22 protein-coding genes and 1 riboswitch are annotated in these 22,179 nt (G+C 72.9%); of the genes, 15 read left to right on the top strand and 7 right to left on the bottom strand.

The genetic code is table 11. The features are described 5' to 3' along the window. Nucleotides 1–173 precede the first annotated feature (173 nt). Nucleotides 174–1,223, top strand: a complete 1,050-nt coding sequence (locus ACQEVI_RS04035; RefSeq protein ID WP_432894945.1) for a CobW family GTP-binding protein — start codon at nt 174–176, stop codon at nt 1,221–1,223. 43 nt (nt 1,224–1,266) lie between these two features. Further along, on the top strand, nt 1,267–2,493 hold the full coding sequence (locus ACQEVI_RS04030; RefSeq protein WP_432894943.1) for an MFS transporter: 1,227 nt from the start codon (nt 1,267–1,269) through the stop codon (nt 2,491–2,493). On the opposite strand, the gene ACQEVI_RS04025 is transcribed toward ACQEVI_RS04030, so the two are convergent. After that, nucleotides 2,448–2,642 carry a hypothetical protein gene (locus ACQEVI_RS04025; RefSeq protein ID WP_432894941.1) on the bottom strand — a complete coding sequence of 65 codons (195 nt, stop codon included), beginning with the start codon at nt 2,640–2,642 and terminating at the stop codon, nt 2,448–2,450. The genes ACQEVI_RS04030 and ACQEVI_RS04025 overlap by 46 nt on opposite strands. A 1-nt stretch (nt 2,643) precedes the next feature. Next, complete coding sequence (locus ACQEVI_RS04020; protein ID WP_432894939.1) at nt 2,644–3,087, bottom strand: VOC family protein; 444 nt, start codon at nt 3,085–3,087, stop codon at nt 2,644–2,646. A 131-nt stretch (nt 3,088–3,218) separates the two neighbouring features. Between ACQEVI_RS04020 and ACQEVI_RS04015 the strand changes: the two genes are divergently transcribed. The 3 genes from ACQEVI_RS04015 to ACQEVI_RS04005 all read left to right on the top strand — a co-directional run bounded on the left by ACQEVI_RS04015 (nt 3,219) and on the right by ACQEVI_RS04005 (nt 6,218). Then, the gene (locus ACQEVI_RS04015; RefSeq protein ID WP_432894937.1) at nt 3,219–3,803 is read left to right on the top strand and encodes a CGNR zinc finger domain-containing protein; all 585 of its coding nucleotides are present in this window, start codon (nt 3,219–3,221) and stop codon (nt 3,801–3,803) included. A 109-nt stretch (nt 3,804–3,912) separates the two neighbouring features. Continuing rightward, nucleotides 3,913–4,497 (top strand): AAA family ATPase, encoded by a 585-nt coding sequence (locus ACQEVI_RS04010; protein WP_432894935.1) that lies wholly within the window; start codon nt 3,913–3,915, stop codon nt 4,495–4,497. 242 nt (nt 4,498–4,739) lie between these two features. Continuing rightward, complete coding sequence (locus tag ACQEVI_RS04005) at nt 4,740–6,218, top strand: HNH endonuclease (protein WP_432905785.1); 1,479 nt, start codon at nt 4,740–4,742, stop codon at nt 6,216–6,218. A gap of 4 nt (nt 6,219–6,222) precedes the next feature. On the opposite strand, the gene ACQEVI_RS04000 is transcribed toward ACQEVI_RS04005, so the two are convergent. Continuing rightward, a complete protein-coding gene (locus ACQEVI_RS04000; protein WP_432894933.1) occupies nt 6,223–6,921 on the bottom strand; it encodes a lysostaphin resistance A-like protein in 699 nt (232 codons plus the stop codon). Between the two features lie 63 nt (nt 6,922–6,984). Beyond that, a complete protein-coding gene (locus ACQEVI_RS03995; RefSeq protein ID WP_432894931.1) occupies nt 6,985–7,947 on the bottom strand; it encodes a zinc-binding dehydrogenase in 963 nt (320 codons plus the stop codon). A 524-nt stretch (nt 7,948–8,471) separates the two neighbouring features. On the opposite strand from ACQEVI_RS03995, the gene ACQEVI_RS03990 reads away from it, so the two are divergent. The 8 genes from ACQEVI_RS03990 (at nt 8,472) to ACQEVI_RS03955 (ending at nt 14,935) form a co-directional block, all read left to right on the top strand. Then, nucleotides 8,472–9,326: a LamG domain-containing protein gene (locus tag ACQEVI_RS03990; protein WP_432894929.1), complete on the top strand. Its 855-nt coding sequence runs from the start codon at nt 8,472–8,474 to the stop codon at nt 9,324–9,326. Nucleotides 9,327–9,380: 54 nt separating this feature from the next. Further along, nucleotides 9,381–10,259: a bifunctional helix-turn-helix transcriptional regulator/GNAT family N-acetyltransferase gene (locus tag ACQEVI_RS03985; RefSeq protein WP_432894926.1), complete on the top strand. Its 879-nt coding sequence runs from the start codon at nt 9,381–9,383 to the stop codon at nt 10,257–10,259. Nucleotides 10,260–10,339: 80 nt separating this feature from the next. Continuing rightward, nucleotides 10,340–10,759: a CBS domain-containing protein gene (locus ACQEVI_RS03980; RefSeq protein ID WP_432894924.1), complete on the top strand. Its 420-nt coding sequence runs from the start codon at nt 10,340–10,342 to the stop codon at nt 10,757–10,759. A gap of 20 nt (nt 10,760–10,779) precedes the next feature. Continuing rightward, complete coding sequence (locus tag ACQEVI_RS03975) at nt 10,780–11,922, top strand: FUSC family protein (protein WP_432894922.1); 1,143 nt, start codon at nt 10,780–10,782, stop codon at nt 11,920–11,922. A 38-nt stretch (nt 11,923–11,960) separates the two neighbouring features. Then, nucleotides 11,961–12,566, top strand: coding sequence for a flavodoxin family protein (locus tag ACQEVI_RS03970; protein ID WP_432894920.1), 606 nt, complete (start codon nt 11,961–11,963; stop codon nt 12,564–12,566). 101 nt (nt 12,567–12,667) lie between these two features. Further along, the gene (locus tag ACQEVI_RS03965; RefSeq protein WP_432894917.1) at nt 12,668–13,084 is read left to right on the top strand and encodes a CBS domain-containing protein; all 417 of its coding nucleotides are present in this window, start codon (nt 12,668–12,670) and stop codon (nt 13,082–13,084) included. 7 nt (nt 13,085–13,091) lie between these two features. Beyond that, the gene (locus ACQEVI_RS03960; RefSeq protein WP_432894915.1) at nt 13,092–14,504 is read left to right on the top strand and encodes a cytochrome P450; all 1,413 of its coding nucleotides are present in this window, start codon (nt 13,092–13,094) and stop codon (nt 14,502–14,504) included. Beyond that, a complete protein-coding gene (locus tag ACQEVI_RS03955) occupies nt 14,504–14,935 on the top strand; it encodes a DUF6098 family protein (protein ID WP_432894912.1) in 432 nt (143 codons plus the stop codon). Before ACQEVI_RS03960 ends, ACQEVI_RS03955 begins: the two co-directional genes overlap by 1 nt. 9 nt (nt 14,936–14,944) lie before the next feature. Here ACQEVI_RS03955 and ACQEVI_RS03950 read toward each other — a convergent pair whose 3' ends face one another. Then, nucleotides 14,945–16,132 (bottom strand): ROK family protein, encoded by a 1,188-nt coding sequence (locus tag ACQEVI_RS03950; protein ID WP_432894910.1) that lies wholly within the window; start codon nt 16,130–16,132, stop codon nt 14,945–14,947. A 90-nt stretch (nt 16,133–16,222) separates the two neighbouring features. Here ACQEVI_RS03950 and ACQEVI_RS03945 point away from each other — a divergent pair, with 90 nt between their 5' ends. After that, nucleotides 16,223–18,976, top strand: coding sequence for a hypothetical protein (locus ACQEVI_RS03945; RefSeq protein WP_432894908.1), 2,754 nt, complete (start codon nt 16,223–16,225; stop codon nt 18,974–18,976). Nucleotides 18,977–18,989: 13 nt separating this feature from the next. On the opposite strand, the gene ACQEVI_RS03940 is transcribed toward ACQEVI_RS03945, so the two are convergent. After that, entirely contained in the window at nt 18,990–20,204 is a 1,215-nt protein-coding gene (locus ACQEVI_RS03940) for an MFS transporter (RefSeq protein ID WP_432894906.1), read from the bottom strand. Nucleotides 20,205–20,277: 73 nt separating this feature from the next. On the opposite strand from ACQEVI_RS03940, the gene ACQEVI_RS03935 reads away from it, so the two are divergent. Beyond that, complete coding sequence (locus ACQEVI_RS03935) at nt 20,278–21,453, top strand: NAD(P)-binding domain-containing protein (protein ID WP_432894904.1); 1,176 nt, start codon at nt 20,278–20,280, stop codon at nt 21,451–21,453. Here the strand turns inward: ACQEVI_RS03935 and ACQEVI_RS03930 are convergent. Then, nucleotides 21,387–22,037: a DUF1345 domain-containing protein gene (locus ACQEVI_RS03930; protein ID WP_432894902.1), complete on the bottom strand. Its 651-nt coding sequence runs from the start codon at nt 22,035–22,037 to the stop codon at nt 21,387–21,389. The two genes, ACQEVI_RS03935 and ACQEVI_RS03930, sit on opposite strands and share 67 nt — an antisense overlap. 78 nt (nt 22,038–22,115) lie before the next feature. Continuing rightward, nucleotides 22,116–22,178, top strand: a riboswitch (guanidine-III (ykkC-III) riboswitch). The last annotated feature ends 1 nt before the right edge of the window (nt 22,179 follow it).

Below are 22,179 nucleotides of genomic sequence, written 5' to 3'. Positions count from 1 at the left end.
CGCACTCCGCTCCGGTGGACCCGACATATCGGGCCGATGTGGTGCCTGGTCTACACGCTCCGGCTGTGGGCGACAAGGGTTCCGTGGGGCGAACCCTGTCATGAGAACGGTTATCATCTGACCTGCGGCGCGCGGGTGCCGCCGAACCGCCGTCGGACCGGGAGGGAGGCGCGATGAGCAGGGCTGGTGCCTCCTGGCGCGTGCCCGTGGTGACCCTGACCGGCCACCTCGGCGCGGGCAAGACGACGCTGCTCAACCACCTGCTGCAGCAACCGGGGGCACGGGTCGGTGTAGTGGTCAACGACTTCGGCGACGTCAACGTCGACGCGGGCCTGGTCACCGGCCAGATCGACGAGCCGGAGTCGATCGCGGGGGGCTGCCTGTGCTGCCTGGAGGACGCCGGCGGCCTCGACGACGCGCTTGAGAAGCTCACCAGCCCGCGGCTCGGGCTGGACGTCGTCATCGTGGAGGCCAGCGGCATCGCCGACCCCGTGACGCTGTCCCGCATGATCCGGTTCAGCGGCGTCGAGCGGGTGCGGCCCGGGGGAGTGGTCGACGTGGTCGACGCCGTTGAGCACTTCGGCACCGTCGACCGCGGGGGCGGCGCGCCCGCGCGGTACTCGGTGACGTCGCTCGTCGTCGTGAACAAGACGGACCGCCTGTCCGCGGAGGACGCCGAGCGGACGCTCGCGCGCATCGAGGCCCGCGTGCACGAGCGCAACCCCGTGGCCCAGGTGGTGCGCACCTCGCACGGGCGCGTGGACCCCGCCCTGGTCTACGACGCCGCGTCCGCCGAGGACCCGCCCGACCAGCTTCCGCTCGCGGCGCTCCTGCGCGACGGCCGCCAGCACGACCACCAGCACGCGGACGCCGTGACGGTCACCGCGTCCGGGCCGGTCAGCCCCGGGTCGCTGGTCGACCTGCTCGAGGACCCGCCGCCCGGCGCGTACCGGATCAAGGGTCGGGTGGTCGTCGACACCGGCCGGAGCCTGCGCGGATACGTCGTCAACGTCGTGGGCCGGTCGGTGCACGTGACCAGCAGGCGGGTCGGCGGGGCGGCGTCCGGCACGGGCGACGGCGGCTTCGGCGAGCTGGTCGCCATCGGCATGCATCTCGACGTCGGACAGGTGCGGGAACGCCTGGAGCGGGCGGTGGCGCCGTCCGCCCGGTCCGACGCCAAGGGCTTCGCCCGCCTCCAGCGCCACCGGCGGCTGAGCGACTGAGGGCGTGCGCGGGGGCTCGGACGACCTCGTAGGGTGAGGTCACGTGAGCCACGCCCCGACCGAGCAGCAGCAGCCCATCCTGCGGATCCCCGGCATGCGGGCGCTGCTCGGGGTATCGCTGCTCGGTTTCGCCGGCTACGCCCTCCTGCTGCCGACGGCGCCCCTGTGGGCCACCCGTGGCGGCGTCGACGAGGGCGGTGCCGGGCTGGTCAACGCCGTCCTGATGCTCGCGACCGTCGCCTTCCAGACGATGGTGCCGTGGGCGCTGCGTCGGTGGGGCTGGCGCACCACGCTCGTCGCCGGGGTGCTGCTGCTCGGCGTGCCCTCGCTCGGGCTCCTGCTCACCGACCAGCTCGCCGGGATCCTGGCGGTGTCCGCCGTCCGGGGCGCGGGGTTCGCCATCGTGACGGTCTGCGGTGCGAGCGCCATCGCGGAGCTGGTCGACGCCTCCCGGCGTGGGCGGGCGATCGGCGTCTACGGGCTCGCGGTCGCCGTCCCCCAGCTGATGCTCGTGCCGAGCGCCGCCTGGATCGCCGAGTCCGCCGACTTCCGGGTGGTGTTCGTGCTCGGCGCCCTGCCCGCGCTCGCCGTGCCGTTCGCGGCGGCCCTGGGCCGTCGGCTCGACGTCGTCGCCCGGCAGGACGCCGCCCGGGACGCGGCCGCCGAACCGCGGCAGGCACGGGGGAGGGTGCTCCTGGCGCTCGTCCTGCCCTCGCTCGTCCTGCTCGCCGTCACCACTCCTGGCGGGGCGCTGCTCACGTTCGCCCCGCAGTTCCGGCACGGCGCGGCGGTGGCCGTGCTCGGGCTGCTGGGCTTCACGGCCGCGGCGGCCCTGTCGCGCTGGCTGGTCGGCGGGCCGGCCGACCGGTTCGGGCCGCGCCGGTTCGTCCCGCCGCTGCTCGTCCTCTGCGCCGGTGGCCTCGCCCTGTGCGCCTGGTCCCTGTCCGACGGCGGCCCGGGCGCCGCCGTCCTGGTAGCAGGTATGACCGTGGTTGGCATCGCCTACGGCAGTCTGCAGAACCTGACCCTGGTCGCCGCCTTCGCCGCCGTGCCCGACCGGGACCGCAGTGTCGCCTCCGCCGTCTGGAACATCGGGTTCGACGCGGGGACAGGGCTCGGCTCCCTGGTGGTCGGTTTCGTCGCGGCGGGGACGAGCTTCTCCGCCGGGCTGCTGACGACCGCCGCGCTGTGCGTGGTGGTGGCTGTGCTCGCTCTGGTCCCCGCTCAGCCGCCTGCTCGGGTGTCGACGGGGACGATGCGGAGGCCCTGATCGGCGAGGGCGCGCGTCATGTGCTCGGCGTACCACTCGGGCCAGGCCTCGTCGTAGACGCCGCCCAGATCCTCCTGCTCGTGGACGCCGTGCGCGGCGGCCGCCTGCTTGAGGAGGCCGAGCAGGATCTCGTTCTGTGCGGGGTTCATCTCAGCGGCCCGGAAGGCGGTTGACGACCTGCTGGAGCACCCACTCGTTGCCGTCGGGGTCGGCGAACGAGGCGAAGGACGCGTAGCTGTCGTGCTCGGGGTGCGGGCCTGAGATCCGGTGCACGGTGCCGGCCCAGTGGAAGACGCCGTCCTCGTCGTGCCAGATCTCACTGACGTCGGCGCCGTGCTCGGTGAGCTCCGCGCGGGCCGCGGCGAGGTCCGTGACGACCAGGTGCAGGCCCCTGACGGAGCCGGGGGCGGCGTCGGTCAGGTGCTCGCCGAAGATGATCGACGTCGGAGATCCGGGCGGGGTGAGCTGCACGACGCGCAGGCCGCGCTCGGTCGAGAAGTCGGCGTCGTGCCGCCAGCCGAGCCCCTCGTAGAAGGCCTTGGCGCGGTCCACGTCCGAGACGGGCAGGACGACTACCTCGAGCTTGAGCTCCATGATGTTCCCTTCGACGGTGTAACCGGTCTGAACGGTTACTGCTGTGGGAATGACTGTGGCACGCACTCAGTAACCTGTCAAGATGGTTACAAGGGGTTGTTCCCCGGCCGGTCACCGGTCAGAATGGTTACGTGAACCACGCCTTCCCGTGCGGGACGCTCGCCCTGGACTTCCTCGGCACCCTGCGCGCCCGCCGCAATCCGGTACCCGCCGAGATGCTCGGCACGCCCGAGCTGCTCGACGACTGGTTCGTGGAGTCCGGGATGTTCGACGGCGCCCCCGGCGCTGACGACGCCGACCTTGCCGCGGCGCTGGAGCTGCGCGAGTCGGTGTACTCGCTCGTGGAGGCGCGGATCGCCGGGTGTCCCCTGGACGCCGACGGCGACGCCGTCACCGTCCTGAACCGGCATGCCGCGCAGGCGCCCGTGGTGGTGCAGCTGGGTCCGGACGGTACGCGGCGCTCGGGTACCGCCGCGCAGGGGATGGCGGCTGTGGCGCGTGAGGCCGTCGAGATCCTGGGTGGCCCGGACGCGGCGCTGCTGCGCGAGTGCGGGCGGCCCGAGTGCACGCAGGTCTACCTCGACCGGTCCCGCGGTCATCGGCGCGAGTGGTGCGCCATGCGGACGTGCGGTAACCGGGTCAAGGTCTCGGCCTACCGCTCGCGGCACCGCGCCGGGGAGGCGTCGAGCGCGCCGGCCGCGGCCGGTCACGCGTGACCGCGGTGCCCGCCGCCGCCGTCGTCGTGCTGGCCGGGCGCCTGCTCGCGGAAGAAGCCGCACGGGCATCGTGAGCTAAAAACCTTGCCGGCGCTGCGAGGGTGGCCGAATGACCGTTGCGGAGACCCTGGCCGGTTGCCTGCTGATCACCGGCACACCCGGGGCTGGGAAGACGACCGTGTCGCAGCTGGTGGCCGAGCGGCTGCCGCGGGCCGCGCGGGTCGACGGCGACGTGTTCGGGATCATGCTCGTCAGCGGCGGAGCGAACATGCTCGACGAGGAAGGGTGCTGGAACCCCGGGCCCGACGGGCAGCATCAGCTGCGGCTCCGGATGATCAACCTGTGCTCGGTGGCGGACAACTTCGCCGAGGCGGGGTTCACGCCGGTCGCCGACTCCGTCGTCGAGACGCGGGAGGAACTGCGCTTCATCGCCGGACGCCTGCGGTCGCGGCCGTTGATGCTCGTGGTGCTGTGCCCGCCTCTCGAGGTGGCTCGGCACCGGAACGCGACCCGCGCCGTCGAGACCCGGGTGGACTACGACTTCGCTCCGCTGGCGCGGAACCAGCGGCGGGAGCTGGGTGACCTGGGGTGGTGGCTCGACTCAGGGGAGCAGACGGCGGAGGAGGCCGCGGACCTCATCGTTGCCGAGGCCGCTCGGCGGGCCGTTGTGCCGGAGTCGGCGTTGCGGTCTTAGGCGATGGTGGCCTGGGGGCGGTCTCCCGTGGGGGTGGCCCTGGGGCGTGCGTGTTCTGCCGTCGGCGTACGGGCATCGTTCAGCGCGCGATGCGAACGTGCGTGCCATATGTTGATGGCATGACATCAGCCGGAGGTGCATCTGGAGCGGGCGACCAGCCCCGCGGGCCGGTGCTGCCCTCTGGCGATGGTGCGGTGCTGCGTGCGGCCGATGTGCGGGCGCTGCGTGAGGTGCTGGCCGGCATGATCCTGCCAGGCGGTACCGACACGGCGTCGTCCGTCTCGAAGGAGGCGCAGGCGGAGTGGGTGGACCTGCTCGGTGAGCTGGAGGCCGTGAAGAACACGGTGACGGCGACCCAAGGTCGGCTGGCGGTCGCGCTGGAGGAGGCCACCAAGGCGGACGAGGCGAGGCAGGGCATCCGGGCGGAGCGGCGGGGTCGTGGTGTGCCGAACCAGGTGGGTCCGGCGATGCGGCTCAGTCCGCATGCGGGAGGAGCGTTCCTGGGCACGGCTCGGGCGTGGGTCACCGATATGCCGTACACCTTCGACGCGCTGCGCACCGGTGTGCTCTCGCAGTGGCGCGCGACGCTCATGGTGCGCGAGACCGCGCACCTCTCGGTGGAGCACCGGGCGCAGATCGACGAGCGGATCTGCGGGCCTGCGAACCTGGCCGTACTTGCCCGGACGGGTACCCGGCGGCTGATCGCGCAGGTCAAGGAGCTGGCGGGCGAGCTCGACGTGCATGCCTGTGTGAAGCGGAACGCGAAGGCTGTCTCGGAGCGGCGGGTCTCGGTGCGGCCGGCGCCGGATCTGATGGTCTATCTGACCGCGCTGGTGCCGATGGCGCAGGGTGTTCAGGCGTACGCGCAGCTCAAGGCCCACGCCGATGCGGCGAAGGCGGCCGGTGACGAGCGGGGCGCGGGTCAGATCATGGCTGATGTCCTGATCGAGCGGGTCGCCGGCCGTGAGCCGGGCAAGGCCGACGAGGTACCCGTCACGATCAACCTGCTGGTCTCCGACCAGACGCTGCTCGCCGGCGGCCAGGAGCCGGCGGTCGTTGTCGAGGGGGCTGCTGCGGGGGTGGGCGCGGTCCCGGCCCCGGTCGCTCGCGAGCTCGCCGGGCACGGGATCGACGCCGACGCGGCCTGGCTCCGCTCGATCTATGTCGATCCGCGGGGTCGCCTGCTGGCGACCACGTCGGTGTCCCGGTTCCACCCGCCCGGACTTTCCGCACTGCTTCGTGCCCGTGAACAGGGCATCTGCGCCACCTCGTGGTGCGATGCCCCGGTGCGGCACATCGACCACGTGACGCCGTTCGCCGAGGGCGGTCAGACCAGCCTGGGCAACGGTCAGGGCCTGTGCGCGCGCTGCAATCACGCCAAGCAGGCGCCGGGGTGGCGGCAGGAGGCCACCGAGGTGGAGGGCCGGCACGCGGTCGAGACGGTTGCTCCGACGGGGCACACCTACGTCGCCGTCGCACCCAAACCGCCACGCCCGGTGAGGGTCCAGGCCGCGGACGGCGCACCCGGCTGGACCCCCGCCGTCGGCGTGGACCCACCCGGGCGCGTCCCGCGAAGCCGCTACTCGATCGGCTGTCATCCCGGTCCAGACCGAGGCGCGATCGCCTACCGGCCCGGCCGGAACACGGGCCCGGGCCGCCGGCCACGTCGGCGAGCCCGCCCGGCAGACGTCTCCTGGGTGCATCCGGGACCTGAGCGATAGCTGGTCACACGATCCCCGGGAAGAGCGCATAGGCGACCACGGTGATCGAGTTGTTGAGCGCGTGCACCACCACACCCGGCCAGACCGAGTCGCTGCGCCGTCGGAGCTCGGCGGTGATGATCCCGACGATGAAGGCGGTGGGCAGCACCACGTTGATCCCGTGCAGCAGCGCGAAGATCGTCGCGCTCCCGACGGTCGCGAGCACCGGGCCGTACCGGAGCAGGCCGGTGGTCACGACGCCGCGGAAGAGGAACTCCTCGCCGATCGGCGTCAGCACCACCAGCCCGATCGCGGTCACCACGAGGAGCCACACCCCGCTGCTCGCCCCAGCCGCGTAGCCGGCCTGAGTGTCGGTCTCGGCGTCGGTCAGCATGACGAAGAGCGGGGTGAGCACACCCTTGGCGAGCAGCGCCACGACACCGCCCGCGACGCCGATCCACAGCCAGCGCGCGCTGGTCCGTCGTACGCCGAACGCCTGCCACGAGCGGTGTCGCAAGGCTGCCGCGGCGCCGAACCCGGCGAGCCCCGCGACGCCGGAGAGGCACGCCAGAGCGGCGCCACCCGCCGGGCTGGTCAGGTCGATCAGCCCGCGGGTCGCGAACGGCAGCCCGAATCCCACCAGGGCCATCGCGGCGATCCCGACCAGGATCTCGGGCCAGCCTGGCCGGGCGGTCCGCGGGCCGGCGTCAGTAGTGGTTTCCATGCCCCCAGTAGAAACCGTGTCCTTGGCACACGGTCAACCGCAGGAGCCGCGACCAGGCCGACGTCAGGGCACCAGCACGATCCGCCCGAACACCGTGCCCGCATCCATCTGCCGGTGCGCCTCGGCCGCCTGGGCCAGGGGCAGCACGTCGTGCACGACGGCATGCAGCTCGCCCCGCACGGCGGCGGCGAACAGCTCGGTCCGGGCGGCGTCCAGCGCCGGTGTCGGCACCGTGTCGAGGCTGAACGTCGCGACCGAGCGGGACTGCTGGAACGTGCTCAGGAGTCGAGCGCCGAAGTCGGGCGGCGGGAACCCGGCGACTGCGCCGACCACGACCAGGCGCCCGTTCGGCGCGAGCCGGTCCAGGAACTCGGGAGTGTCCGGTCCGCCGACGATGTCGATGACCACGTCGAACAACGCGGGGGCGTCCGGGTCCCCGCTGCCGGTGCGGTCGAGAACGTGTGTCGCCCCGAGGTCGCGGAGCCGGCTGCCACGTTCGGCCGACGACGTCGTCACCGCCACCGTGCTCGCGCCGCCCCGTGCCGCGAGCTCCACGACCGCGATGCCGATGCTCCCCGCCGCGCCGCGCACGAGGACGGACTCCCCGGACACGAAGTGCGCGTGTGCGAGCGCGAAGTGCGCCACGGGCGCCGAGCTGCCGAAGGTCACCGCGTCGATGGACGACAGCTCCTCGGGGAGCACGACGACGTCGTCCGCCCGGACGACCGCATGCTCGACGTAGCCGCCGGTGCCGCCCGTGAACGCCCATACCCGGCGACCCAGCCAGGACCCGTCGACGTCCGCCCCGACCGAGGTCACCGTGCCGGCGACCTCGCCGCCGGGGATCAGTCCTTCGGTGAAGCCGTAGCCGGTGAGGGTGCCGCGCCGGATGACGGCGTCGACCCCGCCCACCCCGATCGCCTGGGTCTCGATCACGAGCTGCCATGGTCCGGGAACCGGGGCGGGGGCGTCCGTCACCGTCATGCCGCTCGGGTCGCCGAATCGCTCGACAGTCACTGCTCGCATCGTTGTTCTCCGTTGCTCTGTTCGTGGTCCCTGCGCCGGCGACGCTAACGGACGGGGGCGTCCACTTGGCCGAACTGAGAGAGGGGTGACGCGCATTGCCCCACTTGAGCGCCGCACCCGGCCAAGAGGGCTCCTCGCGTTGAACCGGGTGAAGTTGCGATCCGGGTGAATGTTCACCGAGGAGTCTCATTTCGCCCGCGCAAAACGAGATCAATTGCCCTGCTGAGCTATCACCGACGGCCGCTATGCCGGTTCGATTCATCTGACCTGGACGTTTGTCCACGTTGACCGACGCATTGCCGTAGACAAGGCTCACGGGCAATCAGCTCGATGGCATGGCCCGCAGTGGTGCGGTCCCCGTCGTTCGCTGGCAAATGGTCGCGCGTCGGTCGGGAGGCCCTGTGATGAGTGTCCGAGCTGTAGCCAGAAGAGTCATGTCGAGTGGCACATCGCTTGGCCTCGGAACGGCTCTGCGGCCGCGGCGGGTGGCCGGTACGGCGCTTGCTCTGCTCCTGGCAGCGCCCGTGGCTGCGCCCGCGATGGCCGACACCGCGCAGGCCCACGGCGGCGCCGTCAGGTTCAGCCCGGTCACGGTGGACTTCCCCGCGTCACCGGCGAGCTGGCACATGGACCAGTTCGAACCGATCCCGGGATCGACCGACGTCTACACACCTGACGCGACTGCGTCAGGAAACGCCTTGCGGCTGTCGGAGGGGGTGGGTCGCACCCCAGGGCCGTTCGCGCTGAACCAGAGCCGCCCGGACGACCAGGCGCTGACGTTCGACGGAACCCCTGCGGGTGCGGCGTCCACGGACGGGCCGCTGGTGAGGATGTTCGACGGCTCGGGGTTCAGTGCCTCGGCGTTCGTGCGGGCCGACGACGTCACGCCGGACTCGCAGACCGTGGTCAGCCAGGACGGCGAGGTCGGTTCGGGGTTCCGGTTGGAACGGCTCTCGGCTGGGGACGGCTGCCCCGACGGGCTGCAGGCCTGCTGGGGCTTCCGGATGTACGCCGGTGACGGCGGCAGCTCGGTGCTGGCCACATCGGACCGACCGGTGACGGCCGGCGAGTGGGTGCACCTCACCGGGGTGTTCAAGACGTCGACGAACGAGCTGAGCCTGTCCGTGTGTCCTGTGCCTGTCGACCCTGACGGACGCGACCCGGAGGGCACCGGCATCCCGGTCGTCGACCCGGGGTCCGGGACTGCCGCGTACGCGGGATCGCCTTGGCTGGCGAGCGGCCCGGTGCAGGTAGGTCGCTCTCAGGTCGAAGGGTCGCCGGCCGATCACTGGAACGGTGCGATCGACGAGGTCCGTCTCTACGGCGAGCCGCTGAGCAGTGGGCGGATCATGCGCATCTGCACCGGCAGCCTGGTGTAGCGGGCGGTACCCGGCAGGTTCCGGTCCCCACAATCTCTGACTAAAGTCAGAGATGTGACCCTCGTCGAAACCGTCCGTCGTTTCAACCGCAGCTACACCCAGCGCATCGGCGCTCTGGAGGAGTCGTTCCTCGGCACGGGCCGGCCGCTCGGCGCATCCCGCCTCCTCTTCGAGGTGGGGCCCGACGGCGCGGCGGTCCGGGAGCTGCGCGAGCGCCTCGATCTGGACTCGGGCTACCTGACCCGGCTCCTGTCCCGGCTGGCCGACGACGGGCTCGTCGAGGTGCGCCCCGACCCGGCCGACCGGCGTCGGCGGATCGTGCGGCTCACCGCCGTCGGGCGGACGGCGTACCGGGAGCTGGACGAGCGCTCCGAACAGAAGGCGCGCACGCTGCTCGAACCGCTCACCGAGCGACAGCGCGCCCGGCTGGACGAGGCGCTCGGCACCGCCGACCTGCTGATCCGCGCGGCGACCGTGCGTCTGCGCGTCGTGGACCCGGTGAGCGACGCGGCCACCGCGGCGCTGGGGGAGTACTACGCCGAGCTCGACCGCCGCTTCTCGGGCGGCTTCGTGCCCGACCCGCCGCAGCAGGGCGCCGACGCACTGCGGGCGCCGGGCGGCGCCTTCGTGGTCGCGACCAGCGACGGCGTCCCCGTGGCCTGCGGCGGCGTGCGGAGGTTCGACGCGGAGACGGGCGAGATCAAGCGGATGTGGGTCGCGTCGAGCTGGCGCGGCGCCGGCCTCGGCACGCGACTGCTCCGGCGGCTGGAGAGCGAGGCGCTGAGCCTGGGCTGCTCCCGCATCGTGCTGGACACCAACGGGGCGCTGACCGAGGCGATCGCGATGTACAGCCGGGCCGGCTACCGCGAGATCGCGCCGTACAGCCAGGACAACCCGTATGCGGAGATGTTCTTCGAGAAGCCGCTGGGCTGACCGCCCCGGGATGCGAGCTGGGCACCGGCACGACACGGTGAAGAACGCCCGGCAAGCAGACCCGAGGGAAGGAGCGAGACATGGCTCAGCAGACAGTCGCAGACGTCATGACCCCGGCACCGACCACGATCGGCATGTCCGAGACGCTGGAGACCGCCGCCCGCATGATGGCCGCCCAGGACGTGGGCGCGCTGGTCGTGCAGGCGGGTCCGACCACCGTCGGCATGGTCACCGACCGAGACCTCGTGGTCCGCGGCCTGGCCGAGGGGCTCGGCCTCGAGACGATGGTCGGCGAGGTGGCGAGCGAGGAGCTGCTCTCGATAGGCCCCGGCGTCCCCGTGGAGACGGCGGTGGAGCTCATGCGGGTCGCCGCCGTCCGGCGCATCCCCGTGATGGACGGCGACGACGCGGTGGGCATCATCTCGATCGGCGACCTCGCGATCGAACGCGACCCGTTCTCAGCGCTGGCCGAGATATCCGGCGCGGCGCCGAACGATTGAGCGCCGCGCAGGTCCGGGAGATGGCCGACCAACGGCTCCCGCTGGCGGTGGTCCGCCCGGTCGGCGCGCTCTCGGCCGCGCACCGCGCCTGGGTGAGCCACCCGCGCTGGTCGCTGGCCGTCAAGGGTGCCTTCGCGGCCAGCCTCGCCTGGTTCGTCGGGCTCCTCGCCCCCGAGCCGTTCTCTCAGTACCCGTACTACGCGCCGCTCGGCGCCGTGCTCGCCACCACCAGCACGGTGGTGCGCTCCGTGCGCGAGTCCCTCCAGTCGGTCGCCGCGGTGCTGGTCGGCGCGCTCATCGCCCGGACGGTGCACCTCCTGCCGCTGCCGGGGCTGGTGGAGCTGGCGATGGTGGTGGGCCTGGCGCTGCTGTGCGTGGGCTGGCGGATCTTCGGCGACATGGGCAGCTGGACCGTCATGTCGTCGATCTTCGTGCTCATCCTCGGGAACGGCGGGGACGGCGACGGTATGGAGTTCATCGGCTCGTACATCGGGCTGATCCTGGTCGGCGCGTCGATAGGGATCGCCGTCAACCTGCTGCTCCCACCGCTGCCGCTCACCCCGTCGGAGCTGGCGCTCGGCCGGCTGCGGGACGGGATGGCCGAGCAGGTGGAGCTGCTGGCGAACTGGCTCGAGGACCGGGGGACCCTCGATCCCGACGAGTGGGAGCAGCGCCGTCAGCAGCTCCTGCCGACCGTCGAGTGCGCCCGTGCCGCCGTCGCCCGGACGCGTGAGGCGTCGCGGGCCAACCTGCGCGTGCGATACAAGCGCAACGAGTACTGGATCGCGTCCCAGACCCGCCGGGCCGGCGCCCTCGGCACGTCGGCCGAGGTGGTCGACGAGATAGTGCGCCTGCTTGTCGAGTGGGAACGGGACGGGCGCGGCGAGGTGGCGCTCGGGCAGCGGCTCCGGCCCGAGTTCGCCGCCACCCTGCGGGCGTTCGCCACCGCCCTGCGTGCCGCCGTCACCCGGGACGTCGCGGACCAGGCAGCGGCCGGAGCCGCCCGTGACGAGGCGGCCGACGCCGTCGCCGGGCTCGACCGCTCCGTGGAAAGGCTCCGCGACGTCGTCCGCACGGCCCAGCGCTCGTCCGAGCAGACCTACCTCGTCGCCGGCGCCCTGATCGTCGACCTCGCCCGGGGCGCCGACGCCCTGCGCCTCTGACCACCCACCACCACCCACCCACCCGATCAGGAGATCCCATGAAAGCCCTGTTCATCAGCTGCACGCTCAAGAAGTCTCCGGAACCGTCCAACACCGAGGCGCTCGCCGGGGTCGTCGCCGACGCCCTCCAGGAGCGCGGCGTCACCGTCGAGCACGTCCGGCTCGTCGACCTCGACGTCCTGCCCGGGGTACAGACCGACATGGGGGAGGGGGACGAGTGGCCCCGCGTGCATGAGCGGCTCCTCGACTCGCAGATCCTCGTCGTCGTCACGCCGACCTGGGTAGGACACCCGTCGTCCATGGCCCAGCGCATGCTCGAACGCATGGACGCGATGCTCTCCGAGACGGCCGGCGACGGCACCCCCGTCGCCTACAACCGGGTGGCCGGAGTGGTCGTCACCGGCAACGAGGACGGCGCGCACCACGTCATCTCCGAGATCAACGGGGCGCTGGCCGACATCGGGTACACGATCCCCGGCCAGGCCTGGACCTATTGGAACCAGGGCCCCGGCCCCGGGGACGAGTACCCCCAGACCGAGCGCGGCCACGAATGGTCGCACAGCACCGGGCGCCTCATGGCGCACAACCTGCACGCGGTCGCGACGGCGCTCGCGGCCCGGCCGGTCCCGCCGCCGCCCAGCTAGCCCAGCCGGCACAGCCGGCATGCGAGCGGCAGGCCACCGGGGCATGGTGGACATGTCGGTGAAGCAGCCCGCCGTCGGCCCTACCGAGGGAGGAGTGCGACATGGTTCAGAGAGTCGCAGATGTCATGACCCCAGCGCCGACCAGCGTCGACGCGACAGACACGATCGAGGCAGCCGCCCGCGCGATGACCTCGGGGGACGTCGGCGCACTGATCGTCGAGTCCGGGTCCAGGATCGTCGGCATCATCACCGACCGGGACCTCGTGGTCCGCGGCCTCGCCGAAGGGCGCGGCCTCGACGCCACGGTCGGCGAGATCGCGAGCGAACAGCTCGTGACCGTCGGCCCCGGCGACCCCGTCGCCACCGCCGTCGAGGTGATGCGCGACGCCGCGGTGCGGCGCGTACCGGTGATCGACGGCGACATGGCGGTCGGCATCGTCTCGATCGGCGACCTCGCCGTCGAGCGTGACCCGTCGTCGGCGCTCGCAGACATCTCCGAGGAACCGCCGAACCGCTGAGCCGGCCATGAGCCCGACGCCCGCGGACCGCATGCCCGCCCACCGTACGGGCATCCCTACGCCCGCCAACCGTACGCCCGTGGACCTGAGCCCGGGAGAGGCCGCACGTGTCGTCGGCAAGGTGCTCGCGCCGCTGGTCGCCCAGGGTGCGATCATCCGTCGGCCGCGTGCGACCGCGTGGGCGGAGCGGCACCAGGCGGACCGTACGGCGCGCGCCGTCCTCGGCGGGCTGCGGGAACGGCACGACCGCGCCCCGCTCGCCTTCGGCGTCGGGCCGCGGCGGTTCGTCGTGGTCACGGAGCGGGAGGACGTGCGCCGCCTGCTCGAGGACTCGCCGGAGCCCTTCTCGCCGGCCACGAAGGAGAAGCGCGGTGCGCTCGCGCACTTCCAGCCCGAGGGTGTGCTCATCTCGTCCACCACCGAGCGCTGGCACCGGCGGCCGTTCAACGAGCATGCGCTGCAGATGGACCAGCCGGTGCACGACGACGGTGCCGCCTTCGTCGACGCGGTACGCCGCGGCATGGTGGAGCTGAACCGGCAGCTCGACACCACCGGGCGGTTCGACGCCTACGCCTTCCACGAGGCGTGGTGGGGCGTCGTGCTGGAGGTGGTGCTCGGCACGAAGGCCCGCGGGGACCGTGAGCTCGTGGCGATTCTCAACGCCTTGCGGCGGGATGCCAACTGGTCGTGGCTGCACCCGAGACGCACGCGGCTCCGCGAGGAGCTGGACCGCCGGATCGCGTCCTACCTGCGCGCGCCCGAGCCCGGCTCGCTCGCCGCCTCGGCCCACCGGAGCGGCCCCGCGACGGCGGTCGGCCAGGTGCCGCACTGGCTCTTCGCGTTTGACGCCGCCGGCGCGGCGACCCTGCGGGCGCTGGCGATGGTCGCCGCCCGGCCCGAGGTCCGCGAGCGCGTGCTCGTGGAGGCGGGTCAGGGCGGTCCGGCGGCGTCGTTGCAGGGGGTGCGGGGACCGGCGCTCCTGCCCTACGCGCGGGCCTGCGTGCTGGAGTCGGTACGCCTGTGGCCGACGACGTTCGTGGTGCTGCGCGAGTCCACCGGCCCGACGGCCTGGGGCCGGCGGACCCTGCCCGCGCACACGGGGTTCGTCGTCGTCAGCTCGTACTTCCACCGCGACCCGGCCGGGCGGGCGCACGCCGACGCGTTCGTCCCGGAGGCGTGGCTGGACGGCCGCAACGACGGCGACTGGGGGCTCGTCCCGTTCAGCGGCGGTCCGGCCGCGTGCCCCGGCCGGAACGTGGTGCTCCTGGTCGCGAGCCACCTGCTGGCGCGGCTGGCGACGCGGGACCTGCGTGTGGCCCGCGGGCGGTACCTGGCCCGGGATCCGCTGCCCGCCACCGTGGACCACCTGGGCCTGCGTTTCCGGATGGCGGGGAGCGCCGGAGGAGGAGGTGTTGCGTAGTGGACGGGACCGAGAGGCTGCCCGGTGTACCGCACGTGCGTTCGCTCGCCGAGGTGGCGGAGCTGGTCGAGGCGGTTTCGCCGCTCTACGTCCGGTTCAGCGGGGGACCGGTGGCCGACGCAGCCACCGTGAGCCGTGACCACGAGAGTGGGTGCCTGCTGCCCGGGCTCAGCGTCAACTCGCTGACGCCCGAGCCGTGGTGGGACCGGAAGCTCGAGCACTGGCTGGCGCGGCAGCTGTGCCAGTACGCCCATCTGCTGACGCCCGACCGGTACCCGTGGGTGCTGACCGGCGAGGTCGCGGGCCGGGGGCCGGACTGCGAGCCGCTGCTGGTCAGCACGACCCCTGTCGCGACCATCGACCAGGCGGTGGTCGACGAGGCCGCGGAGACGTACGAGCGGGAGTTCCACCCTGGCGCGGACGGGCGGTGACGGTGCCCGTCACGACCTGCCGTAGTGCGTGACGAAGTCCTCGACGGCGCAGGCCGCCGCGCCCCGCGCCCAGTCGACGAACCGCAGGGGGCGCAGCTCGATGGCCGAGCGGGCCGCGGACCCGAAGGCCCGCTGCTCGAACGCGGCGCGCACGTGGGGGTCCATGACGTCGTAGTCGCGCTCGTCGTCGGCGGGCTCCGGGGTGCTGCCGATCGCCTCGCCCGTGATGACGATGTGCTGGGCGCCGAGCAGGTTGGCGATGGTGGCGATCCCGGTACCGACGGCGCTGCCGGCGTCGGCGAGCACCCGGACGGCGTCGGGCTGGCCGGACCGGGCGAGCTCGGCGACGTCGCCGATGCCCAGACCGGGGAACCCGGCCTGCGCCATGCGCTCCAGGATCGAGGCGGACCCCGCGATGGCCTCGACGCACCCCCGGTTGCCGCAGTGGCACAGCGGGCCCTCGGGGTCCACGAGCACGTGCCCCACCTCGCCGGCCACGCCGAAGCTACCGTGCACCACCTGCCCGTTGACCAGCAGCGCGCAGCCGATGCCGGTGCCGACGGTCACGAGCGCGAGCGAGGACAGCCCTCGCCCCACGCCGTACCAGCGCTCGCCCGTGAGCAGCGCGCGGACGTCGTTCTCGACGGTGGTCGCCAGGCCGGTCCGCCGGGCGACCTGCTGGCCGAGCGGTACGTCGTGCCAGCCCAGGAACGGTGAGTAGGCAACGTGCCCCGAGGCGGCGTCGACGTCGCCCGACACGGCCAGGCCGACGCTGCCGACCTCGGGGCGCCCGGCCCGCAGCCGCTCCACGAGGTCCGCGACCTGTGCGACGAGGGCCTCGGGCCCGTGGTCGCCCACGGGCACGGTGAGCTCGTCCAGCACGCGGCACCGCAGGTCGCACAGCACGCCGAACATCCGGTCGGCGGTGACCTTGATGCCGATCACGAGGTGTGCCTCCGTCCGCACGGTGACCACCGTGGCGGGCCTGCCGAGCGCGCCCTCGGTCGACGCGCGGCCGCCGGTCTCGTCCAGCAGCCCGGCCTCCAGGAGCGGCCGCACCGCCCGGGTGATGGCGCCGGGCGTGAGACCCGTTTCGGTGGCCAGGGCGGTGCGCGACGCGTCGCCGGTCATGACGAGCTGCTGCAGGACACGCGTGCCGGCCGGGCTCAGCGTCGGCGCCTGGGGTCTGGCGGGCATGCGCCGACTCTAGCCGTGCGACTTAATTGACAGCAACAAAAAAAGGCTGTTGAGTGTGCGGCACCCAGCAACGTCGCCGGAGGAGCCTCCATGTCAGTCAAGTCCGAACCCGTCCGGACCCGCAGAGCCGCCCGTTCGTGGCTCGCCGTGGGCCTGGCCCTCGCCGTCGTCGGCACCGTCGGTGTAGCGCCCGTGACGGCCGCGACCCTGTCCGCGTCCGATGCCCCGCCGGCCGCCGCCGGACCGTCCGACACCCGGTCCGCAACCATCGAGGCCGAGGCCACGCAGGTGGTTCTGGACGGCGCGAGCCGCTCCGGCTGCTCGTCCTGCTCGGGCGAGGGCAAGGTCGGCAGCATCGACCCGTCGTCCACCGTGTCGGTGCCGGGCGTCCTCGCACCCGAGGCCGGCTCGTACGACGTCACGCTGCACTACCTCAGCGGCGACGACAGCCGCGCCCTGACCGTGACGCCCGACGGCGGCGACACCGTCGCCGTGCCCGTCGCGTCCACGGGCGGCTGGGACCGCGTGGGCACCGTCTCGGTGACCCTGCCCCTGCACGCGGGCGAGAACCGGCTCACCCTGACCGCGCCGGCCGGCTCGCTCGGCCCCGACCTGGACCGCGTGGTGGTCGCCGGCGCGACCGCGAAGGACTACGCGCTCACCGACCCGGCGGCGGCCGACCCGGTCCCCGTCGACCCGACCCCCGCCGCCCCCGGCCGCAGGCACGTCACGCTGCGCGGCGGCGACGTCACCGTCGACTACTCCCTCTCCAGCGGCACCGCCGACGCGCGGTGGGGCCGCCACCGGGCCGTGACCGGCTTCTACAGCGGCGTCCGCCTGGGCGACGAGTTCGTCACCACCAAGCAGTACGACGGCGCCTGCCGGCTCACCGCCGCGCGCACGGTCACCTGTGCCAAGGCGGGGCTGCCCACGCTGCGGCAGGTCTTCGTGTTCGACGGCGACCGCTCGTTCTCGGTGCGGCTGGACGTCACCGGCACGGACGGCCCGGTCACCACGTCGATGATGGTGCCGGTCATGACCGACCGGCCCGGATCGGTGGACCTCGGGCACGACGGCGACAACCGGATGGTGCTGGTGCCGTTCGACAACGACCACTGGGTCCGTTACGAGACGCCCGCGATCCAGGACGTCACCCCCGCGCAGCGCAGCTTCGAGGTCACCTCGTTCATCGACGACGTCTCGCGCCGCGGCCTCGTGGTCGGCTCGCTGGACCGGGACACCTGGAAGTCCGGTGTCGTGGCCGACGGGAACGCCGACGGCGGGCTAGACCGGCTGCAGGCGGCCGCGGGTCTGACCGACTGGAGCTACGACTACGGAGACGGCCTGAACAGGTACCAGTTCAACCGCGAGCTCAAGCCGCACGGCGACGTCAGCGGCGAAACGGTGAGCTCGCCGCGCATGTTCGTGGGCTACTACGCCGACTGGCGCGAGGGCATGGAGACGTTCGGCCGCGCGGCGGCCCAGGTGGCGCAGTCGCGCACGTGGTCGGACGGCACGCCGTTCGGGTTCAACAGCTGGGGCGGCCTCGGCGCCCGCGGCGGCGACGCCGCGGTCATGGACGAGGTCTCCGAGTTCCTCGCCGAGGAGACGCCCGCCTTCCGGAACACGCGGTCCGCCAACGGCCCGTACGTCGGCGTGGACTCGTACTGGGACAAGATGCTGGCGCCCGAGTACTCGTTCGAGGACCCGGACACCTCCTGGGCGGAGCTCGAGCAGTACGTCGCGGACGTCAAGGCCCGCGGCCAGGAGCCGGCCCTCTACTTCCAGCCGTTCGCCAACTTCTGGAAGGAGGGGCTCGACGAGCGCATCGGCGGCACCAAGCTCTGCGACACGTGCGAGAACCAGACGTACCGCGAGATGGCGCTGAAGGTGAACGGCGTACCGGTGAACATCGACGGGGCCTGGGCGCTCGACCCGACCAACCCCGGCGTGCAGAACCGCGCGCGGATCGCCCTGAGCAAGTTCCGCGAGCTGGGCGTGCGCTACGTCAAGCTCGACTTCCTCACCCACGGCTACGTCGAGGCCGACAGCTGGTCCGACGAGTCGGTGCACACCGGCCAGCAGGCGTTCCGCCAGGGCATGGCGCAGGTCGTGGACCACGTGGGCGACGACATGTTCATCGACCTGGCGATCTCGCCGCTGTTCGTCTCGGAGTTCGCGCACGCCCGCCGGATCTCCTGCGACGTGCACGGCGCGCTGAACAACTGGCACCCGACCCAGCCCGACCGCTACCAGAAGAGCACGGAGTACCTGCTCAACTCCCTGACGTACGGCTGGTGGCTCGACGAGGTCTACGCCTTCAACGACGGCGACCACGTCCAGTTCGGCAACTACGAGTACGACGGCGACGCGAACGCCTACCTGCTCCAGGACCCGTACCCCAGCATCTGGCCCGAGGGGCAGAACCGGGCGCGCGTCACGTCCGCCGTCATCACGGGCGTCTACCAGGTCAGCGAGGACCTCACCGCCACCGGCCACCCCGTCATCAAGCAGCGGGCGCGCGACCTGCTCCAGAACCCGCGGATCAACCGGATCGCCGAGCTCGGCCGGTCCTTCGCCCCGGTGCAGGCGGGCCCCGACCGGTTCACCGCCGCCGACACGTTCGTGCTGCGCGACGGCGGGACCACCTACGTCGCGGCGTTCAACTACGGCGCCTCGGCCCGCACCACCGACGTCGCCCTGCGCGACCTCGGCCTGGGTGGCGGCCGGTACGAGGTCACCGAGCTGTGGACCGGTCAGCGGGACCACGCCACGGCTCGGCTGCGGGCGGCGGTGCCGGCCGAGGACGTGCGGGTCTACGCGATCACCCGGGGGCACCGCTGAGCGCGGGGCGGGCTCAGCGGGCCGGTGTGCCCCGCTGGTTCTGCAGGACGCCCGCCAGCAGCACGACCAGCAGCCCGGCGATCGGCACGACCAGCAGGCCGTAGCGCAGGCCGACGGCGTCGGCGACCATCCCGACCAGCGGCGGGGAGGCGAGGAAGCCGAGCCGCATCAGCCAGGACACGACGGTCAGGCCGGTGCCGGCGCGCAGGCCCGGTAGCTCGTCGGCCTCGTGCATGGCGGCGGGCACCAGCGTCGCGCTGCCGAGCCCGACCGCGGCGAAGCCGAGGATGGTGCCGGGCACGGTCGGGAACGCGAGCGCCAGCCCCATGCCGAGCGCGATGACGACGCCTCCGGCCCGGGCGACCGTCCGCTGGCCGAACCGGTCCACCAGGCGGTCGCCGAGCATGCGCCCGACGAACTGGGCGCCGACCAGCGCGACGAAGCCCGTGGCGGCCAGGGCGGCGGGGGCGCCGAGCGAGCCCGAGAGGTAGAGCGTGGCCCAGGAACTGCCGGCGTCCTCCACGAGGGCGCCGCCGACGGCGATCAGGACCAGGGCGGTGATGACGAACAGCGTGCGCGTGCTCAGTCCGGGGCGCCTCAGGGCGGCGGGGCTCTCGGTGGCCACGGCGACATCGTCCTCGTCGTCGCGCCCGGGGAGCCGGAACCGCAGCGCCACGAGCGCGACGGTGACGAAGACGGCGGTGGAGATGCCGAGGTGCACGCCGAGCGGCAGGCCGAGCGCGATCGCGGCGGCGCCCATGGAACCGCCGAGCACGGCGCCGACGGACCACACCGCGTGGAAGCCGTTGATGATCGAGCGCCCGTAGCGGCGCTGCACCCGCAGGCCGTGGGCGTTCTGCGCGACGTCGGTGACGGCGTCCATGGCGCCGCCGAGGAGCAGGGCGGCCACCAGCAGCCCGAACGACGGCGCGACACCCGCGGCCAGCACGCCCAGACCCGTGAGGATGGTCCCCGCCACGGCCGCCTGCGCGGAGCCGAGCTTCCGGACCAGGAAGCCCGCACCGAGACCGGCGAGAATCGCGCCGGCCGGGAACGCCGCGACGGCGAGACCGTAGACGGTGTTGTCCAGGCCGAGCGCGGCCTTGATCTCGGGGTAGCGCGGGACCAGGTTCGCGAACAGGGCGCCGTTGGTCAGGAACAGCGCGGCGACGGCGGCGCGGGCGCGCCGGTCGGCGGGTTGCGGTCCGGAGCCCGTGGGGAACGACATGGGCACGAGCGTACGCAGGCCGGCGGCCACCGGAAAAATCGATTCGATCACCCCTGGAAACATCTGGGCCGTCATGGGTGTTGTCCCGGGCGTGAGCGACGAACTGCGCCGGGCGACCGTGGTGGTGATCGGCGGCGGGCAGGCCGGTCTCTCGGCGGCGTACCACCTGCGGCACCGGGGTTTCGTGAGCGCCGTCGAGCAGCCGGACGCCGAACGCACCTACGTGGTCCTGGACGCCAGCCCCGCGCCGGGCGGCGCCTGGCAGCACCGCTGGGAGTCCCTGCGGATGGCCACGGTCAACGGCATCTTCGACCTGCCGGGCCTGACCCAGCCCGCCGTCGACACGACGGAGGCGAGCCGCGCCGCCGTCCCGCGGTACTTCGCCGGCTACGAGCAGGAGTTCGCGCTGCCGATCCTGCGGCCGGTCCACGTGGTGGCGGTGCGCCTGGCCGACGACGACCCGGACGGCGACCTCGTCGTGACGAGCGACCGGGGCTCCTGGACCACGCGGGCGGTCGTCAACGCGACAGGGACGTGGACCAACCCCGTGCTGCCGCACTACCCGGGGCAGGAGACGTTCGTGGGCCGTCAGCTCCACACCCGCGACTACGTCCGCGCCGAGGACTTCGCCGGGCAGCGCGTCGCGGTGGTCGGCGGCGGCATCTCCGCGCTCCAGCTCCTGGAGGAGATCTCCCGCGTGGCCACCACCCGCTGGTACACCCGCCGGGAGCCTGTCTTCCTGGACCGCGAGTTCCAGCCCGAGACGGTGGGCCGCGAGACCATCGCCAAGGTCATGGCCGACGTCGCCGCGGGCCGGCCGACGGGGAGCGTCGTCTCGTACACGGGGCTGGGCTGGACGTCGTACGCGCTCGCGGCGAAGGCCCGCGGCGTCCTGGAGCGCCGGCCGATGTTCAAGGCCATCGAGCCCATGGGCGTGCGCGAGGCGGACAACACCTTCACCCCGGTGGACACCATCCTGTGGGCCACCGGGTTCAAGGCCGACCTGACGCACCTCGACCCGCTGCGCCTGCGGAACGAGCTGGGCGGCATCGCGCTGACCGGCACCCAGGTGGCCACCGAGCCGCGGCTGCACCTCATCGGCTTCGGCCCGTCGCAGTCGACGGTCGGGGCCAACCGCGCGGGCCGCGAGGCGGCAGCGGCGGTGGTGCGGCGCCTCCGGGCTCAGGTGCCGGCCAGGCCCGCGACCAGGTTGATGAGCAGCGCGACGACCACCGTGCCGAACAGGTAGGCCAGCAGGGCGTGGACCTGGGCGACCCGGCGCATCGCCGAGGAGGCGAGGTCCGTGTCCGAGACGGCGAAGCTCATGCCCACGGTGATCGCCAGGTAGGTGAAGTCGGTGTACCGGGGCGGCTCCGACTGGTGGAAGTCGATCCCGCCGGCCGGGGCGGTGTAGTAGGCACGGGCGTAGCGGAGCGCGAACACCGTATGCACGCAGGCCCAGGAGACCACCACCGAGGCGAGCACCGTGGCCATCGTGACGTCGCCGCTGCCCAGCACACCGCCCACGAGCGTCACCGCGACGCCGCCCAGGCTGGCCACCGCCGCGAGCAGCACTATCAGGTGCGCGACGGTGCGCGCGGGTTCCTCGCGCACCGCGTGCTTGCTGGTCGCCTCCGGGTCCATCGGGACGATCACCAGCGCGGTCCAGGTCACGAACACCAGCCCGGCGCCCGCCCATCCGCCCAGCAGCGCGGCTGCCACGGAGTTCTGGGAGAGCAGCCGGCCCACCAGTGCGGCGACCAGCAAGGCCGTGCCGAACCGCACCCAGTTCGGGCCGTCCAGCACCCGGCTCACCCGCCGCATCCGCGTCATGCGCACAGTCAACCAGCGGGTGGCCCACACCACCGCGCGACGACCTGCCGTGGGGACCGAGCCTGTGCGAAGATCGGAGCAGGACCCAGCGGGTCCCCGGACGAGGGTTGCCGTACCCGGTGTGCGAAAAGACGGCAACTCA

Source organism: Promicromonospora sp. CA-289599 (assembly GCF_050936155.1).
Classification (GTDB): domain Bacteria; phylum Actinomycetota; class Actinomycetes; order Actinomycetales; family Cellulomonadaceae; genus Promicromonospora.
This window is presented reverse-complemented; position numbering and strand designations above follow the sequence as displayed.